The sequence below is a fragment of the Nonomuraea sp. B208 genome (assembly GCF_057536035.1).
The window spans coordinates 259121-276402 of record NZ_BAAJOU010000030.1; the positions used below are offsets into that span (position 1 = coordinate 259121).

The 17282-nt window shown below is 72.0% G+C and carries 17 protein-coding genes; 12 read left to right on the forward strand and 5 right to left on the reverse strand.

The window, feature by feature from the left end; translation table 11 throughout:
* Positions 1 to 22 precede the first annotated feature (22 nt).
* Entirely contained in the window at positions 23 to 1045 is a 1023-nt protein-coding gene (locus tag AC27IY_RS42810) for a glycosyltransferase family 2 protein (protein ID WP_364450168.1), read from the forward strand.
* Here the strand turns inward: AC27IY_RS42810 and AC27IY_RS42815 are convergent.
* Complete coding sequence (locus tag AC27IY_RS42815) at positions 1040 to 2776, reverse strand: CDP-glycerol glycerophosphotransferase family protein (protein WP_487181524.1); 1737 nt, start codon at positions 2774 to 2776, stop codon at positions 1040 to 1042. The two genes, AC27IY_RS42810 and AC27IY_RS42815, sit on opposite strands and share 6 nt — an antisense overlap.
* 94 nt (positions 2777 to 2870) lie before the next feature.
* Complete coding sequence (locus AC27IY_RS42820; protein WP_423443474.1) at positions 2871 to 3596, reverse strand: IspD/TarI family cytidylyltransferase; 726 nt, start codon at positions 3594 to 3596, stop codon at positions 2871 to 2873.
* A gap of 250 nt (positions 3597 to 3846) precedes the next feature.
* On the opposite strand from AC27IY_RS42820, the gene AC27IY_RS42825 reads away from it, so the two are divergent.
* The 11 genes from AC27IY_RS42825 (at position 3847) to AC27IY_RS42875 (ending at position 13685) form a co-directional block, all read left to right on the forward strand.
* Complete coding sequence (locus AC27IY_RS42825) at positions 3847 to 4911, forward strand: hypothetical protein (RefSeq protein ID WP_449947965.1); 1065 nt, start codon at positions 3847 to 3849, stop codon at positions 4909 to 4911.
* Entirely contained in the window at positions 4908 to 5984 is a 1077-nt protein-coding gene (locus AC27IY_RS42830) for a hypothetical protein (RefSeq protein ID WP_423443478.1), read from the forward strand. The genes AC27IY_RS42825 and AC27IY_RS42830 overlap by 4 nt, the downstream gene beginning before the upstream one ends.
* 16 nt (positions 5985 to 6000) lie before the next feature.
* Positions 6001 to 6444, forward strand: coding sequence for a hypothetical protein (locus AC27IY_RS42835; protein ID WP_423443480.1), 444 nt, complete (start codon positions 6001 to 6003; stop codon positions 6442 to 6444).
* A 50-nt stretch (positions 6445 to 6494) separates the two neighbouring features.
* The gene (locus AC27IY_RS42840; protein ID WP_423443482.1) at positions 6495 to 6647 is read left to right on the forward strand and encodes a hypothetical protein; all 153 of its coding nucleotides are present in this window, start codon (positions 6495 to 6497) and stop codon (positions 6645 to 6647) included.
* Positions 6644 to 7801: a ThiF family adenylyltransferase gene (locus AC27IY_RS42845; RefSeq protein ID WP_487181525.1), complete on the forward strand. Its 1158-nt coding sequence runs from the start codon at positions 6644 to 6646 to the stop codon at positions 7799 to 7801. The genes AC27IY_RS42840 and AC27IY_RS42845 overlap by 4 nt, the downstream gene beginning before the upstream one ends.
* 108 nt (positions 7802 to 7909) lie before the next feature.
* The gene (locus AC27IY_RS42850) at positions 7910 to 9343 is read left to right on the forward strand and encodes a CDP-alcohol phosphatidyltransferase family protein (RefSeq protein WP_487181526.1); all 1434 of its coding nucleotides are present in this window, start codon (positions 7910 to 7912) and stop codon (positions 9341 to 9343) included.
* Positions 9340 to 9990, forward strand: a complete 651-nt coding sequence (locus AC27IY_RS42855; protein ID WP_487181527.1) for a DUF5941 domain-containing protein — start codon at positions 9340 to 9342, stop codon at positions 9988 to 9990. Before AC27IY_RS42850 ends, AC27IY_RS42855 begins: the two co-directional genes overlap by 4 nt.
* A gap of 78 nt (positions 9991 to 10068) precedes the next feature.
* Positions 10069 to 10803 (forward strand): phosphocholine cytidylyltransferase family protein, encoded by a 735-nt coding sequence (locus AC27IY_RS42860; protein WP_344210287.1) that lies wholly within the window; start codon positions 10069 to 10071, stop codon positions 10801 to 10803.
* A 28-nt stretch (positions 10804 to 10831) separates the two neighbouring features.
* Positions 10832 to 11872 (forward strand): iron-containing alcohol dehydrogenase family protein, encoded by a 1041-nt coding sequence (locus tag AC27IY_RS42865; protein WP_364450166.1) that lies wholly within the window; start codon positions 10832 to 10834, stop codon positions 11870 to 11872.
* Positions 11850 to 12617 carry a CDP-alcohol phosphatidyltransferase family protein gene (locus tag AC27IY_RS42870; protein WP_329584760.1) on the forward strand — a complete coding sequence of 256 codons (768 nt, stop codon included), beginning with the start codon at positions 11850 to 11852 and terminating at the stop codon, positions 12615 to 12617. Before AC27IY_RS42865 ends, AC27IY_RS42870 begins: the two co-directional genes overlap by 23 nt.
* Before the next feature lie 183 nt (positions 12618 to 12800).
* On the forward strand, positions 12801 to 13685 hold the full coding sequence (locus tag AC27IY_RS42875; RefSeq protein ID WP_364449921.1) for a glycosyltransferase family 2 protein: 885 nt from the start codon (positions 12801 to 12803) through the stop codon (positions 13683 to 13685).
* A 15-nt stretch (positions 13686 to 13700) separates the two neighbouring features.
* Here AC27IY_RS42875 and AC27IY_RS42880 read toward each other — a convergent pair whose 3' ends face one another.
* From AC27IY_RS42880 to AC27IY_RS42890, 3 genes are read right to left on the reverse strand one after another with little or no spacing between them, the layout of a single operon-like run.
* Complete coding sequence (locus AC27IY_RS42880; protein WP_344210284.1) at positions 13701 to 14414, reverse strand: acetoacetate decarboxylase family protein; 714 nt, start codon at positions 14412 to 14414, stop codon at positions 13701 to 13703.
* A 12-nt stretch (positions 14415 to 14426) separates the two neighbouring features.
* Positions 14427 to 15440, reverse strand: coding sequence for a glycosyltransferase (locus tag AC27IY_RS42885; protein WP_487181528.1), 1014 nt, complete (start codon positions 15438 to 15440; stop codon positions 14427 to 14429).
* Between the two features lie 56 nt (positions 15441 to 15496).
* On the reverse strand, positions 15497 to 17137 hold the full coding sequence (locus AC27IY_RS42890) for an acyltransferase family protein (protein ID WP_487181529.1): 1641 nt from the start codon (positions 17135 to 17137) through the stop codon (positions 15497 to 15499).
* Between the last annotated feature and the right edge of the window lie 145 nt (positions 17138 to 17282).

The window sequence follows — 17282 nt, forward strand, 5'->3', positions numbered from 1 at the left end:
GTACAGTAGCGTGAGCCCCGCCATGAAGCAGTTCCCCGACTCGCCGCACGCGCCCGCGCAGACGCGCGCCTGGCCCCCCATCTCCGTCATCATGCCGGTCCTCAACGAGGAGCGGCACCTTCGTGAGGCCGTCGACATGGTCCTCGCGCAGCACTACCCCGGTGACATCGAGGTCGTGCTCGCGGTGGGCCCGTCCCAGGACCGCACCCAGGAGGTCGCCGACGCCATCGCGGCGTCCGACCGCCGGGTCACCGTGGTGCCCAACCCCACCGGCCGCACCCCCAACGCGCTCAACGCCGCGATCGCCGCCTCCCGCAGCGGCATCGTCGCCAGGGTCGACGGGCACGCCATGCTGCCCCCCGACTACCTGCGCATCGCGGTCGAGACCCTGGCCGAGACCGGCGCCGACAACGTCGGCGGCGTCATGGCCGCGGAGGGGATCAGCCCGTTCGAGCAGGCCGTGGCCTGCGCGATGACCTCCAAGATCGGCGTGGGGGCCGCGGCCTTCCACGTCGGAGGCACCGCGGGCCCCGCCGACACCGTCTACCTCGGCGTCTTCCGCCGCTCGGCGCTCGACCGGGTGGGCGGCTACGACGAGCACTTCCAGCGCGCCCAGGACTGGGAGATGAACCACCGCATCCGCCAGAGCGGCGGCCTGGTGTGGTTCCAGCCGCGCATGCGGGTCTCCTACCGGCCGCGGCCCAACGTCAAGGCCCTCGCCAAGCAGTACTTCCACTACGGCCGCTGGCGGCGGGTGGTCGCGCGCACCCACGAGGGCACGATCAACCTGCGCTACCTCGCCCCGCCCGCCGCAGTGCTGGCGATGATCCTCGGGCTGGTCGTCTCGCCGTTCTTCCCGCTGGGGCTCGTCATCCCCGGCGGCTACGCCCTCGCGATCGTCGCCGGCTCGGCCGTGACCGGCAGCCACCTGCCGATGGCCGCCCGGGTGCGGCTCCCGCTGGTGTACGCCGCCATGCACTGCTCCTGGGGCTGGGGCTTCCTCACCAGCCCGCGCAAGCTGGCCAGGCCGCCCCGATCGTCATGACTCCGCGAAGACCCGCTCCACCGCCGCGTTGAAGCGGGTCAGCGCGTCCGGATACTCCGGCCCGAGCAGATAGCTCCTCAGCTTCACCCGCGCCCGGGCCAGGGTGTCCTCCCCGTCCAGGAACTCCGCGAGGCCGGCCAGGTCCTCGCCCAGCAGCACGCCCGCCTCGGTGCTCGGATAGCGCTCGTGGAAGGCGTGCTCGGGCAGCCCCGCGACATTCGTCACCGCGTACGGCTTCTCGCTGGCCAGGAAGTCGGCGACCACGCTGGAGATGTCGCTGATCAGCAGGTCGCACTGGTTGAAGCAGGCGTACAGGTGCGGCTCGGGGCCGGTGACGACGAGGTGCCTGACGTACGTGGCTGGCGCCTCGGCCCGCGAGGGGTGCCGGGCCTTCGACTTGGCCAGCTCCGCCTTCTCGATCATGGCGGCGATCCTCCGGTGCGCCCGCAGGGCCGCTTTGTCCCGGTGCCCGGTCAGCGGGTGCGGCTTGTAGATCACCCGCAGCGGCGGATCGTGCTCCAGCAGCGCCCGCACGATGCGCGGGCCCATCGTCATCAGCGACGTGTGGAACAGGTCGTCGTTCCAGCCCTCCCAGGTGGGCGCGTACAGCACGGTCCGGTACGGCAGGCCGGGCCCCTCCGTCGAGATGCCCTGCAACTGGGGCCGGCCGACCTCGTGGACGCACTCGTCCCGGACGCCGACCTTGGCCTTCCTGTAGCGGTCGCGCCCGGCGGGACCGGCCACCCACACCTCGTCGTAGACCCGGGAGAACGGGTTGAACGACGCCTCCTTGTCGCTGTCGCCGTGGTTGAGGAAGGCGCTGCGCAGCGTCGGGATGCGCAGCATGTGGACGTTGCGGCCGACGTTCGAGACGTACAGGCAGAGCTTGGCGCTGGACAGCGCGCGGAAGCTCATCAGGTCGGCCGACGACGGGATGCACACCATCGGCAGCGACGACGGCTCCAGGTGCCTCGCCATGCCGCGCTCGCGCAGCACCACGATGGCCCGCCGGTCGATGCGCTCCAGCACGGGCAGCCACATGCGGGCCTGGTAGGCGGCGGCCGTCGCGCCGGAGAAGTACAGGATGACCTCGGGGCGGTAGGCGGCCACCTGCGCCCCGACGACCTCCAGCACGCGGACCCGGTCGGTGAGCGGGCGGGTGCGGCGCACGTAGGGGAGGAGCGCGAGCGCGCCGGCCGCGCCGAGGGCGAGCGCCAGGGCCGCGCCGCAGCAGGCCGTGACCGCGCCCCAGACGGCCCCGAGCACCGGCAGCGCGTCCAGGTAGAGGAAGCGCAGGCCGCGCGGGTCGCCCAGCCAGCCGGGCGGCAGCTTGGGGATGCGCAGCGCCGACACGTCGAGGTTGCGGGTGGTGACCGGCATCCGGGCGAGCGTCTGCCTGAGCCGCAGCGCCAGCCCCGTGTGCAGGGCCCGCATTCCGTGGACGCCGAACATCGAGACCGCCAGCGCCACGAACCACGCCGAATCGGGCCCGGCCGCTCGCGCCACCAGCAGCAGCGCCGCCGTCTCGCGGGCCGCGAAACGCACCGTGACGCCCAGGTGCGCCTGGCCGAGCAGCTCCAGCGGGCGGCGGGCCAGGCGCGGCGCGGCGTACTCGGCGGCGTAGGACACGAGGGCCGCCGCCCCGAACACCAGCGGAGCCGGCCAGAGCGCCGCCGCGAGCAGGACGGGGTAGGAGGCCAGCAGCGCCGCGATCACGATGAGTCTCCTCATGTGATCGCACGGTAACAAGGTCAGGGTCAAGCGCCGTCCACGTACCCGTCTGTCGTGTGCCCTGATAGCGGCGGATTGGGCCCTTATGCCGCTGCTACGCCTCTGCGGCCAGTTTGAACAGCAGCTCGGCGATCCGCAGGTCGGCGGGATGGGTGACCTTGATGTTGCGCTCGCTGCCCGCCACCAGGTGGATCGGCACCTCCGGCAGGTAGCGCAGCACCACGCCGCAGTCGTCGGTCGCCGGGCGGTCGGCGAACTCCGGATCGGCGAACGCCCGCTCGTACGCCTCCCTGATCACCGACAGCTTGAAGCACTGCGGCGTCTGGCTGCGCCGCAGCACCGCGCGGTCCAGCATCTCGCCGACGACCTCGCCGTCCCCCGCCGGCGCGGCCACGAAGACCGTGTCGGAGCTCGGGATCGCCACGTTGACGGCTTTGTGGGTGCGAAGGGCCCGGACGCACTCGGAGATGATCCGGGGCTCCAGGAGCGGCCGTACGGCGTCGTGCAGCAGCACGTCGCACTCCTCGGTGCCGAGCGCCCGCAACGCCCGCCACGTGCTCTCAGGGCGGCTCGCGCCGCCCTCCACGATCTGGGAGACCTTGCGGTAGCCGCCGCGCTCCACGATCTCCGCCACCCGGTCGGTGTAGCCGGGCGTCATCAGCACCACGATCTCGTCGATGTCCGGCGCGGACTCGAAGACCGCCAGCGAGTGCTCGAGAATCGTCCTGCCCGCCACCTCGACGAGCTGCTTGGGCAGGGCCAGGCCCACCCGCTGCCCCACGCCGCCCGCCAGGAGCACGCCAACCGACCGCGAATCCATAACGCGAGCGTAGGGCAGGTCCGGCAGGGGCCGGGACGGGCCGGCGGTCCGCCCGCCATTCCGGATGTCCGGAATTTGCACCGTTCCATATTCTCCGATTAATCAGCTGACTTAGCGTGATTGCTGTGATACATATGGCGTCACCGTGAGGCAGGGGGGCCTCCGTCCGGCGGCGGGTGGGGGAATGATGGAATGGCTCGTGGCGATCATTTCTTCCGTTCTGGGCGGGCTCGCCGGGAAAATCCCAGAATTGATCATCGACAGGGCCGGCGCCCGGCGGGCGGCCGCGGAGCGGGCTTCTCTGGACCGGGTGGCCGAGCAGCGGCTGGCGGCGACCCTTGAGGCGCATTCCCGCGAGCAGCACGAACGCGGTCTCTTTCTTGAGCGTTATCGGCTGCAGAACGCGCACTATCCGCTCGGCGTGGTCGGCAGGCTGCACCGTACGACGTCGCATTCGCTCCCGTCGGTCCTGATCTCACCGGTCGCCCCCGGCGGAAGGCTGGCCGGGAACCGCATTCCGGGGCTCGTTCACGAGGCTCTGCGCGGCGTCACGGCTTTCCCGCGGTTCGCGAAACTCCGCACCGGCTCTTTCGTGTCCGACAACGGCGTGCCACGGACGATCACGGGATCGGTGGGCGCTGAGGAGATCGCCGCACTGGAGTTCCCCGGGCGTCCCGCGATCATTCTCTATTTCGAACGGGACGGCGACCGCCTCTCCGTCTTCGCCTTTCTGAACGCGCTGTTCCCGGCCGCCGACGGGTCCACGGGATTCGCCATGCGGGTGGCCACGTTCGGATGGGACTCGCCCCTTGGAACGATGCACAGCCTTCCCGGCGACGGCGACCTGCCGACCTGGCAGTACGTCAACCTGGCGGCGGTCGCGCAGCCGGCGGACCGGGTGGTGGCCGCGGTGCTCGCCTGGTTCGTCCTGGCCTGCCTGGACCAGCACTGGCGGATCCGCGGGGTGCCCGACGCCGGCCTGCTCGACGAGGTGCTGCGGGCCGTGCCGGACGCCGCCGCGATCGTCCAGGAGCCACCGGCGGGCGAGGTGTTCGGCTACCGGATGGAGACCGAGCTCGGCGAGCTGATCCACGCGGGACACGCGCCCGAGATCGCGGCGTTCACCGACAGCCAGGTGGCCGTGATCGTCGAGCTGGAGGAGTGCCAGGTCGCGCTGATCGTGACCGCGGCCTATCCCGCGGAGCCTCCTCTGGTGCTCGTGCAGTCGGGAGCCGAAGGCGAGCGCCTGGACCTCGACGCGTCCGGGTGGTCCCCCGACCGCACCCTTCTGGAGATCGTGGAGAGCCTTCGATGACCGACCACTACCGCATCAGGATCTACGAGTCCGAGCTGGAGACCATCTGCGCCGAGACGTTCGAGCACCAGGACATCGAGACCGGCGGCAGCCTCTACGGCCTGTTCAGCCACGGCGGCAGCGCCACGGTCTTCCTGGCCACCCGCCCGGCCGGCCAGGTCGTCCGCGGCGAGACCGCGCTGGAGCTCGACCCGGAGGTGGCGAGGGTCATGGAGAGCGGCATGTGGGCGACGTTCGGGCTGCAGAGCCTCGGCATGTGGCACTCCCACCACTGGATCGACCTGTTCCAGCCGAGCGCCGGCGACCTCAACCGGGTGCGGGGGCTCGCGGCCAAGGCCCAGCGGCTCCGCCACGTGGAGATCCTCGCCAACTTCGTCCGCGGGGACGGCGCCGCCCCGCAGCAGCGCTCGCGTCTGCCCTGGCGGCGCGAGCCGTCCGGGGACGCCGTCGTCCGTCTCACGCCGTTCTTCTATCCGGACGCCGCGACGTCGGAGCGGGCGGAGGCGTCGTTCGTCACGATCCCCGGGGAGAGCCCGGTCCGCAAGGAGGCCGCCAGGCTCAGGCTGCCCGCCGGCATCGGCGCCGACCTGCTGCGCGAGGCCGACTCCCCGGCGCGCAGCCGCTACCAGCTCGGCACGTCCACGGCACGGCCGGCGAGCGGGCCCGCGGCCGAACGGGAGGACCCGCCGGTCCGCCCGGCCCCGGAGGAGCCGCGTACGCCCGCCGCGGACGTCGCCGCGCGGCCCGGCGCGGCCGGCGACCCCCGGCTGGAGCCTATCCCCGACCCCGCCGCCTTCCTGGAGGAGTACCTCAACCCCCTGCTGGTCCGGAGCGGGCACGTGGCGGAGCTGCACCCCATGGGCGACGCGCTCATCCGGGTCGTCGTCCGCGGGCACCGCCATCGCGCGAACTTCCTCTACACCCTCGGGTGGGACGGCAGATATCCCTTCGTCTGGGCGGCGTGCGTCCAGGCGGGCCGGCGCAGCGTCGAATGGAGCCCCCGCGGGCCGGAGGAGCGCTATCTCCTGCAGGGGGTCTTCCTCTGGGGGCTGCAGGAACTTCAGGGGCAGTGAGAGTCAGGGGAGACCAATGGCATGGGATCAATGGCAGCGTTATCGCCTGGCGGCCGATCGCCAGGCGCTGCTCCAGCAGTTCCGCGGCTTCGACTTCTTCGATCCGCTGGGGGAGACCTTCGTCTACGGCACTTATCACAGCAACACCGGCCACCCTTATGGGATACGGATCTACCTTCCGCCGGGATATCCGGACGAGTGCCCGGCGACCTATGTCAGCGAGCCCCTTCCCCTCATGGGGTACGCGCACCCCATCGTCGCCTACGGGACGAGCCATGAAATGCACACGTGGGCGTCCGACCGCGGGGGATGGGTGAAGGTCTGCACCTACCGGCCGGAGGTGTGGTCGGCCGCCAACTCCATCGTCAAGATCGTCCGCAAGGCGATGCTCTGGGTGACCGCGTACGAATGCCATCTGCAGGACGGCAGTCCCATCTCCCGATTCCTGATGGACGCTTGAAAGGGAAAAGACCCGTGGCATCTGATCGACACAATGACATTCGCGCGTTCATGGAACAGGCCGCCAAGGGCACCATGCCGCGCGGGAAGCAGATGGTCTTCAACCCGCAGACCGGGAAGTGGGAAGTGCGTTCCTCGGGCGAACGGGCCGGCGACATCGTCCCGCAGATCGACGCCGAGGACATGAAGGCGTTCGTCTCATGAGCGCCCCGCGGCACGTCGTCGTGCACGCGGCCGCCCTGTCCGAGGGGGCGGAGAGGCTGGCGCTGCGCTCGCTCGACGACGGCGACCTGGGCGTGATCGACGGCACGGAGGGCGCCGACGTCGTGGTCGTGCGCGGGGCGGCCCCTGCGGCGCCGGTCGAGGACGCCGTGCTCGTGTGCGAGGTGGAGGCGGACCGCGTACGGTGCCGCCGCGTGACCGGCGAGGAGGTGGACACCACCGTCATCCCCGCCTCCGTCGACCTCTTCGACCGCGTACGCGGCATCTTCGAGACCGACGTGCTCCGTGACCGCGCCGTGGCCGTGCTCGGGCTCGGGTCGGGCGGCAGCTTCATCGTCCGCGAGCTCGCCAAGGCGGGCGTGGGCCGCTTCCTGCTCCTCGACCACGACCGGCTCGAACCCGGCAACGTCATCCGCCACGAGTGCGGCATGAACGACGTCGGCCGGCTCAAGGCGCTCGCCATGCGGGACCTGGTGCACCGCCACCATCCCGCGGCCGAGGTCGTGACGAGCACCCTCCACGTGAACGGGACCACCAGGCACGAGGTCCTGGAGCACATCAGGAAACTCGACGCCGACCTGGTGATCTGCGCGACCGACACGCGGGAGAGCCGGCTGCTGATCAACCGGCTCTGCGTGGAGAACCAGCTCCCGATGATCATCGGCGGGGTCTTCCAGCGCGCGTACGGCGGCATCGTCCAGCGCGTCATCCCGGGCCTGACCGCCTGCTACCAGTGCTTCGTCCAGGCGCTGCCCGGCCAGGCCGGCGACACCGAGATCAGCAGCGAGGCCGACGCCGCCCGGTTCTCCTACACCGACCGGGCGGTCCTGCCCCAGCCCGGCCTGTCCACCGACGTCGTCCCGATCGCGCTGCTCATGGCCAAACTGGCCCTGGTGGAGCTGCTCGGCGACGCCTCGCCCGCCTTCCGCGGCCTGAGCCAGGACCTCGTCGCCCCCATGTTCCAGTGGATCAACCGGCGCGAGGCCGCGCACGCCGGGCTCCCGCCCATGGGCGTCACCGTGGACGAGCTCAGCGTGCTGCGCTGGTACGGCGTCCTGCTGCCCAGGCTCGACGACTGCGCCACCTGCGGGACGAGGGAGACGATCACCACGGACGAGATGTTCCCTGCCACCTGACCGGCTCGACGGTCCTGTTCCGTGATATCGCGTTGACCGGTCGCTACGCTGAGCCTACGCACCCCTCAAGTCCACGCACCTCCGCCCGACCGGTAGGAGACCTGCGCTTTGCCCGACTCGCTGACCGCGCACGACCACCCGAGGCACGACCATCCGGCCACGGCGGCCGTCGTCCTCGCCACCACGCCGGCGAGCAGGCTCTCCTGCTCCGACGGCACGCTGCTCGACCGCCTCGGCACGCAGCTCGACCTCCTGCCCGTCCGCGACGTGCAGGTGCTGTCGCCAGGGGGCGGCCTCGCGGCCGACCTCAGAGGCGTCGCGAAGATCGCCAGGACGGCCGTGAGCGCGGTCGCCCTGGTGCCCGCCGACCTCGTGGCCCACACCGAGGCCCTGGCGCTGCTGCTGGACCAACCGGCGCCCGGCACCGGCGCGCTGGTCGCGCTCGACGCGGCCGCGGGCCCGCTCCAGCCGCCGGTCCGGGTCGAGGGCGGCACGGTCGTGGCGGCCGGCAGCTCGTTCCACATCGTGCCCGAGGCCAACGCCACCTTCCGCGGCCTGCTCCAGACCGCCGCGCCCGACCTCGGCACGCTCGCCGAGGTCGCCGAGGAGCTGGCCGAGCTGGCCGACACCGGCAAGCTCGGCCCGGTCACCCCCGTCGAGACCGTGGACCTGCTGCTGGTCGGGCTCGTACGCAGCGGCGTGAAGGTCCGCGCCGCCCCGCTCGGGCCGCTGCACGCCGACCGGGTCACCGGGCAGCACGCGGCCGACGTGGCCGTCGAGCGGCTGGCCGACGTGGACGAGGACCGCGTCCGGCTCGACACCTCGGTCAAGGACGACGACGGCTTCTTCGCCACGTTCCTCGTCTCCACCTGGACCCGCCACCTGATCAAACCGGCCGCCCGGCTCAAGCTCACCCCCAACACGGTGACCGGCATCTCGATCGGGCTGGCGGTGCTCGCGGCGGTGTGGTTCTCGGCCGGCACGCCGGGCGGGCTCCTGCTGGGGGCGGTGCTGTTCTACCTGTCGTTCGGGCTCGACTGCCTCGACGGGCAGCTCGCCCGCTACACCCGTACGTTCTCGCCGCTCGGGGCGTGGGTGGACGGCATGGCCGACCGGCTGAAGGAATACCTCGTCTACGCCGGGCTGGCCCTCGGCGTCCCCGGCCCCGGCATCTGGCGGCTGGCCGTGGCCGCGATGATCCTCCAGGTCGTCCGGCACGCCCTGACCCACTCCTTCGCCGGCGCGACGGCGGACGCGGCCGGGTCCGGCGCGCCCTGGGCCCGCCCGGCGCGGCCCCTGCGCGAGTCGGCCGACGCCGCCTCGCCCCGGGGGCTGCTCGCGCTCGCCCGGCGGGTCGAGCGGATGCCCGTCGTGCGCTGGCTCAAGCGGATGATCGTGCTGCCGATCGGCGAGCGGACCGCGCTGATCTGCGTCACCGCCGCGGGGTGGGGGGCGCGTACGACGTTCGTGACGCTGCTGGCCTGGGGCGGGGTGGCGATGACGTACCAGCTGCTCGGACGGATGGCGAGGTCGGCGCGATGAGTGACCTGAGAGGGCGCCCGGGAGGCAGGCCCGTGCACATGGCGCCGGTGCCGAGGAGCGCCGTCGTCGCGCAGCGCGACGACGGGCCGCTCTCGCGCGCGATGGGCCTGCTGGTGGCCGGTCAGCTCCCGCCGCTGCCGCCGGTGCTGGCCGGCACGTTCGTCACCGGCGTGCTGCTGCTGCTCGGCGTGGCCGGCACCGACGGGCTCGCGGTCTTCGCGCCCGCCGTCACGCTGCTGCTGGCCGGGCCGGGCAGCACGCACCCGCACGACGGCCGCTTCGACTGGCTGGTGCCGCCGATCCTGCGCCTCATCGAGTACACCTTCGTGGCCGCCGTCGGGTTCGCCCACGGGCTGCACCCGCTGCTGATCATGGTGCTGCTCGGCGCGCTCGCCTTCCATCATTACGATCTGGTCTACCGCCTGCGGCAGCGGGTCCACCCGCCCTCGTGGCTGGCCACGGCCGGGCTCGGCTGGGACGGCCGGATGATGGTCGTCTCCCTGGTCGCGCTCATGGGGCCGCTGACCGCCGGCTACACGCTGCTGGCGCTCTACCTGTGGGGCCTGTTCGGCTGGGAGAGCCTCACCCGCTGGCTCGCCGTGCCCTCCATACGGGTGGAGGCGACCGATGCGCGAACGCAAGACTGACTCCGGATTACCCGCGGAGGGCCCAAAGGCAACTAACCTTTGGCCCACACGTAGTCATGCTCGACTGAGGAGTGCACGTTGCTGGGAATGGTGCTGGCCGCTGGGGCCGGACGACGCCTGCGGCCTTACACCGACACGCTGCCCAAGGCGCTCGTGCCGGTCGACGGTGAAACCACGATCATGGACATCTCGCTGCGCAACCTCGCCGAGGTGGGCCTGCGGGACATCGTGATCGTCGTCGGCTACGCGGCGCAGGCCGTGCACGAGCGCAAGGCCGCCTTCGAGGAGAAGTACGGCGTCAAGCTCACCCTGGTGCACAACGACAAGGCCGAGGAGTGGAACAACGCCTACTCCCTGTGGTGCGCCCGCGATTACTTCGCGCAGGGCGCGCTGCTGGTCAACGGCGACACCGTGCACCCGGTCTCGGTCGAGAAGACGCTGCTGGCCGCCCCCGAGACCAGCGACATCCTGCTCGCCGTCGACAACGTCAAGAAGCTCGCCGACGAGGAGATGAAGGTGATCCTCGACGAGGGCGGCTCGCTGCGGCGCATCACCAAGCTGATGGACCCGGCCGAGGCGTACGGCGAGTACATCGGCGCCACCCTGATCCGCCCCGCCGCCGCCGAGCGGCTGGCCGACGCGCTCAAGGCCACCTTCGAGCGCGACCCGCAGCTCTACTACGAGGACGGCTACCAGGAGATGGTCGAGCGCGGCGAGACCATCCACGCCGCGCCCATCGGCGAGGTCGACTGGGTCGAGGTGGACAACCACGACGACCTGGCCAAGGCCCGCACCATCGCCGTGCGCTACTGAGGAGGCGGGCATGCCGCTTCTGGCGAGGATGTTGCCGGCGCCGCTGACCATGCAGGTCAGGCGGGGCGCCGTGGCGGAGCTCGGCGCTCTGCTGGCCGACAGCAGGGTGGCGACCTCCGGCCGGGTCGCCGTCGCCGTCGGCCCGGGGCAGGGCGACCACATCGAGAGCCTGATCTCCCCGCAGCTCGACGAGGCCGAGGTGTTCCGGGTGTCCGACGGGACGGTCGACGCGGCCGTCTCGCTCGGGGCCGACCTGCGCAAGAGCGCCTTCGAGGTCGTGGTCGGCGTGGGCGGCGGCAAGACCATCGACGCCACCAAGTACGCCGCCTCGCTGGCCGGCATCCCGATGGTCGCCGTGGCCACCAACCTCTCCCACGACGGCATCTGCTCGCCCACCGCCTCCCTCGTCTACGAGGGCGGCAAGGGCTCGTTCGGCGTGCCGATGCCGCTCGCCATCCTGGTCGACCTCGACTTCGTGCACGCCGCGCCCCCCACGCTGGTCCGGGCAGGCGTGGGCGACGTGGTGAGCAACCTGTCGGCGATCGAGGACTGGCAGCTCGGCAACGTCGAGCGCGGCGAGCCCATCGACGGCCTGGCCTGCTCGATGGCGCGCACCGCCGCCGAGGCGCTGGTCGGCCGCCAGGACGGCATCGAGTCCGACGCGTTCCTGACCGTGCTGGCCGAGTCCCTGATCCTGTCGGGCATGTCCATGGTCATCGCCGGGTCGTCGCGGCCCGCGAGCGGCGGCGATCATGAGATCCTGCATGCCGTGGATCAGCTCTTCCCCGGCACCTCCAACCACGGCGAGCTCGCCGGCATCGGCTCCGCCTTCTGCTTCTTCCTCCGCGAGGACGAGGCACGGGCCAGGCAGGTCGTCGACTGCCTGCGCCGGCACGAGCTGCCGGTGGTGCCGGGCGACATCGGGCTGAGCGTCGAGCAGTTCGCCGAGGCCGTGGCGCTGGCTCCGTCCACCCGTCCCGGCCGCTACACGATCCTGGAGCACCTCCGCATGCAGGACAACGAGATCCGTGAGCGGGTGGCGGACTATGTCCGGACCTTCGGTAGCTGAGCTGCGGCGGGTCGCCCAGCCCGCCGGTCATCTGGAGCGCAGGAACGGCGAGCACTGGGCCGGCGTGCTCTACATGCGCCGCCTGTCCATCTACGTCACCTGGCTCATGGCGCGCACCCGGGTCACGCCCAACCAGCTCACCTGGGTGATGACGGTGGCCGGGGTGCTGGCCGGGTTCGTGATCGCGCTGCCCGGGCTCTGGGCGGCCGTGGCCGCCGCTCTGCTCATCCAGGTCTACCTGCTGCTCGACTGCTCCGACGGCGAGCTGGCCCGCTGGACCGGCCGCACCTCGCTGACCGGCGTCTACCTCGACCGGGTGGGGGCCTACTTCGCCGAGGCGGCCGTGCTGGCCGGGCTGGGCTGGCGGGCCTCGGCCGTGCTGCCCGACTGGTACACCGTGCTGGGGGTGGCCGCCGCGCTCGGCGCCATCCTCATCAAGGCCGAGACCGACCTGGTCGAGGTGGCGCGGGCCAAGGGCGGCCTGCCCGCGGCGGGGGAGTCGGGCGCGGTGCAGTTCCGCTCCGGGCTGCTTGGGCTGGGGCGGCGCATCCTGTCGGCCACGAAGTTCCACCGCATCGTGCAGCCGATCGAGTTGTCGCTGCTGGCCCTCGCCACGGCCGTGATCGACGCGGTGCGGGGCGACCTCGCGGCGACCAGGGTGCTGCTGGTGGCCTGCTTCGTCGCGGCCTGCCTACAAGTCGTCCTGCATTTGGTCAGCATCCTGGCGTCGCGGCGGCTGGCGTGATCCGATGTCGGAACCGGAGCGGCCGCTCGTCCGTCGTATTGATCGGACGTCGTCGGTTCGGTGGGGGTTCACCCTCGGTTCCGATACGCTTAGCTCACCCTAGATTCAGGACCATGCGACCAGACTCGGTGATCATGAAAGAATGCTCCGCCCGTGTTCTCAACGCGTCAGGACAGTGATTCGTTGAAGATCTCGTGCGTCATCCTCACCATGGGCAACCGGGTCGCGGAGCTGAACCGGGCGGTCGAGTCCGCGCTCAACCAGATCGACGGCGACGTCGAGGTGGTGATCGTGGGCAATGGCGCCGACGTGCCCGCGGTGTCGGCGACGCCACCCGAAGGGTCGTCCGCGGTCGTCAAATCGATCCGGCTCGACCGTAACACCGGCATCCCCGCCGGCCGCAACCGCGGCGTGGAGGAGTGCTCCGGAGACGTCGTGCTGTTCCTCGACGACGACGGCTGGTACGCCGACCAGAAGGTCGTCGCCCACGTACGCGACCGCTTCGCCACCGAGCCCGACCTCGCGGTGATCTCCTTCCGGGTGATGGACCCCGACGGCGGCATCGGCCAGCGGCGCCACGTCCCGAGGCTGCGGGCCGGCGATCCGCAGCGCTCCTCGCCCGTCACCACGTTCCTCGGCGGCGCCTCGGCCATCAGGCGCTCGGCGTTCCTCCAGGTGGGCGGCCTGCCCGAGCGGTTCTTCTACGCCCACGAGGAGACCGACCTGGCCTGGCGGCTGCTCGGCGAGGGCTACCGCATCGAGTACGACGCCGAGACGGTGATGTACCACCCGCAGGTGCCGCCCACCCGGCACGCCGAGTTCTACCGGCTCAACGCCCGCAACCGGGTCTGGCTGGCGCGGCGCAACCTGCCGTGGCCGCTGGCGGTGCTCTACCTGACCAACTGGGTCGTGCTCACGCTCATCCGCGAGCGCCGCTCGCCGACCGCGATCAAGGCGTGGTTCCGCGGCTTCGCCGAGGGGCTGCGCACGCCCGCCGGCGAGCGGCGGCCGATGGCCTGGCGCACGGCGTGGCGCATGGTCAAGCTGGGCCGCCCGCCGATCGTCTGAGCCGCTGCGTCTCTCTCAGGCGGGTGACGCCTCGCCGAAGGTCATCTGCGCCCGCGCGACCGTCGTGCTGAACAGCGCCCGCTTGGGCAGCCCCAGCTCGCTCAGCTCCTTGGCGATGGGGTGGTTGCCCAGGCGGATCAGCGCCCCGCCCGGCCGCACCCGCGCGCCGCGGGCCCGTACGGACCACGGCACCCGCCGGGTGACCCCGTCGCGGTGGGTGTAGGCGTCCATGGGCGTCACCGCGGTCGCCCCCGGCACCGGGACGCCGGGCTTGATCAGCAGGTCGAGCACGAGCCGGCCGTCCTTGCGCAGCACACACCGCTTGTACGGCGACCCGAGCCGCAGCTCGATGTCCGCCAGCTCCTTCGGGAACCCCCACAGCGTCCGCCCGGCCTCCAGCGTGAACCCCTGGTCCACCGGCAGCCAGTGCACGAACACCCCCGCCCTCAGCACCTCGCCCGGCCCAGGAGAGCCCGCCATGCCCGGCGGCCGGACCAGGAACGCCATGCCGAACTCGTGATAGGCGTCGAGGTCGCCGTCGCGGTAGTCGACGAACACCAGCACGCAGACGGCCTTGCCGGGCAGCGCCTCGGCCACGTCCAGGCCGGAGTAGGCGATCACCGCCCGCGCGGCGTCGGCACGGACCGGGTAGACGGCACTGCACACCTGCGCGTCCCGCACCCGGACGGGGAACTCGACCGTCCGGCCCTGGATCAGTTGCGATGCCATGGCTTCAGTACATCAACCGCCACGCCGGGCCGCCATGCCCGCCGCGCCCCTGATGCCTACCCCGGACGTGAGGACGCGGGCGGCGCCGAGGCCCGCCCACGACTCGGCGTGACGCACGAAGGCCGCCGCGTGGTCGGGCCAGTGGTGGCGCAGCCGGGCCTCGGCGTGCCCGCGCGCCCCCAGCTCGGCCCGGCGGGCCGGGTCCTCCTTGAGGTCGAGCACGGCGTTCAGCACGGCGTCCACGTCCCGGGGCACGACCAGGCCGCACGCGGCGGACTCCACAGGGGCCGCGCCCTGGGGAGTGGTGACCACCGGGAGGCCACGGCCCATGTAGTCGAGGATCTTCGTCGGCAGCCACGGCACCGTCTCGTCCGCCAGCGACAGCCCGGCGAGCGCGCCCTCGGCCATGCGCAGGGCGTGGCGGAGCGGCACGTAGCCGTACCAGTCGAGCAGGCCGACCCGCTGGGCGTCGCGCAGCAGCGGGCGCACACCGGGCTCGGCCGGGCCGATGAGATCGAGCCGGACCCCGTGCGGGGCCAGGCGCTCGGCCAGGGCGATCAGCTCCGTCACGCCCCGGTCGGCGGCGAGGCGGCCGAGGTGCACGATCCTGGCGTCGCCGGGCGGCGGCGGCTCGGCGGCGACGAACGTGGCCTCCGGCACCTCCGCCGAGGTGACGATCCGGTGCCGCCGCTCCGCGCGGGCGAGGCGGCGGGGCGTGACCCGCTCGCGTACGTCCCAGACGACCGGTGGGCGCCGGTGCGGCAGCGCCCGCAGCAGCCGGTGCTCGTGGACGACGAGCAGGTCCGCGTCCCTGAGCGCGCGCCTGAGCGCGGCGTGGGCCCTCCGGAGCGAGGCGCGGCGGGGCACGTCCACCGGCGTCAGCCCGGCCGCCGGGGTCACGTTGTGGTAGGTGAACGGCGCGACGTAGGTCACCTCGTGGCCCGCGTCGAGCAGCGCCCGGATCTGCCGGTGCATGATCCGGGCGTCCTCGGGATGATGGACGGTGGTGGCGACACATGCGCGCATGTGTCGATGCTCCGCGCCCACACGGTCACGGGCGTGAACTCGGGTGGAACGCTCGCCTAACTTCCGGCGCTCAGCTTCGCCGACGGCCGCCGGTAGAGCCAGGTCAGGCGTGGCTCCAGCACCCACTTGAAGAGGGTCCTGGTCTCCGGCAGGCACAGGATGATCGCCAGCGCGAAGCAACTGGACGCGATGGCCAGCACGCCCAGCGGCCCGAACAGCCACGGGAACTCCAGCCAGCCCATCTCCTTGGCGATCAGCACAGGGACGCCGTGCAGCAGGTAGCAGTAGAGCGTGCGGGTGCCGAGGTCGGAGAACCACGTCTCGCCCCGGGGCACCAGCGCCAGCACGGCGAAGCACATCGCCAGCGCGCAGATCAGCAGCGCCGTGCGCAGGCCGATGCCCATGTACCAGGACAGGTTGAGGTCGGCGTAGCTGTTCTTGTAGTAGAACGGGCCGAGCTTGATGTGGGGGGCCACGAGGATCGCCACGGCGGCCGCGCCGAGGATCGTGAACACCGACACGATCTTGATCCAGCGCCGGTTGAGCATCTCGAAGTGCTCGGGCTGCATGACCAGGCCGATGACGAAGAACGGCATCAGGCCGAAGAAGCGGTCCATGCTGAAGTCACCGGAGATCTGGGAGAACCCGGCGAACAGGTAGATGGCGATCGCCACCGGCACCGGGTACTTCATGCGCTTCCACACCGGTGTGGACAGGCGCCAGAACAGCAGCGCCAGCAGATACCAGTTGAGCCAGGCCGGGTCGATGATGGTCAGGCTCCACTTGCTGCCCAGCGCGGTGCGGAGCGCGGCGTAGCCGACCTCGACGATGACGTACGGGACCAGGAACGTGTCGACCAGCTTGTTGGTCTTGGCGTTGGAGTTCCAGAAGTTCCTGGACAGGTAGCCGCTGATCAGCACGAACAGCGGCATGTGGAAGGTGTAGATGAAGATGTAGAGCGCCCGCGAGCTGTCGGCGGCGAGCGTGGGCACCAGGGAGTGGCCCACGACCACGAGCGCGATCAGGACGAACTTGACGTTGTCGAGGAACGGGTCGCGGCGGCGGCGCGGCGGCTCGGCCTCGGGCCGCGCCTCGGCCTCCGCGCCCTCACCGGGCCCGGCCTGGGCGGTGGCCCCGGTGGCGGTGGCGGGCCCGGCGGCAGCCCCGGTGGCGGGCCCGGCGGCAGCCCCGGTGGCGGGCCCGTCCGGACGGGCGTTCCCGGCACCCGGCGGCGGGCCTGGACGCCCGGCAGGAGCGCCCGGGACACCCGGCGCACCCGCGTAGCCGGCCGGCCCGGCAGGGGCGGCGGGCCGCTGGAAAGCGGAGCCAGGCCCCCGAGGAGCGGGATCGTGCGGCGGAGTGCCTTGGTGAGCGGGAGCGCCGGGGGCCCGGTTGGGCGGACCCGCGTGCGAGCCCGGTCCCTGTGGTCCCGCTCCTTGCGCGGCCGGCCTCTGCGGGGCCGGCCCCTGCGGGCCTGATCCCTGTGCGGCCGTTCCCTGCGGGGCTGGTCCCTGTGCGGCCGGTCCCTGCGGGCGCGGGCCCTGGGGGCCTGCGACGCCGGGGTCGGTGCGGTCGCTCCAGATCGACTCCTCCGGCAGCGGCCACCGCGCGCCCGTCTGGGCGGGGCCGCCTTCCTCGCCCGGAGCCGCCTGGCCCCCGGGAGTCGTGGCCGGTCGGGAGAATCTGGTGTCAGACACGGGGGAAGTCGCTCAGCTTCGCTAGGGGCCGGGGAGCACGGCGCCAACGAGACGTGATGATCCGGTAACGATCCGGTGTCGCGCTGCGTCGCCGACCCGCAACACATTATCCCGCCCGTACGGTTCCTGTCTCCGACAGCCGCCC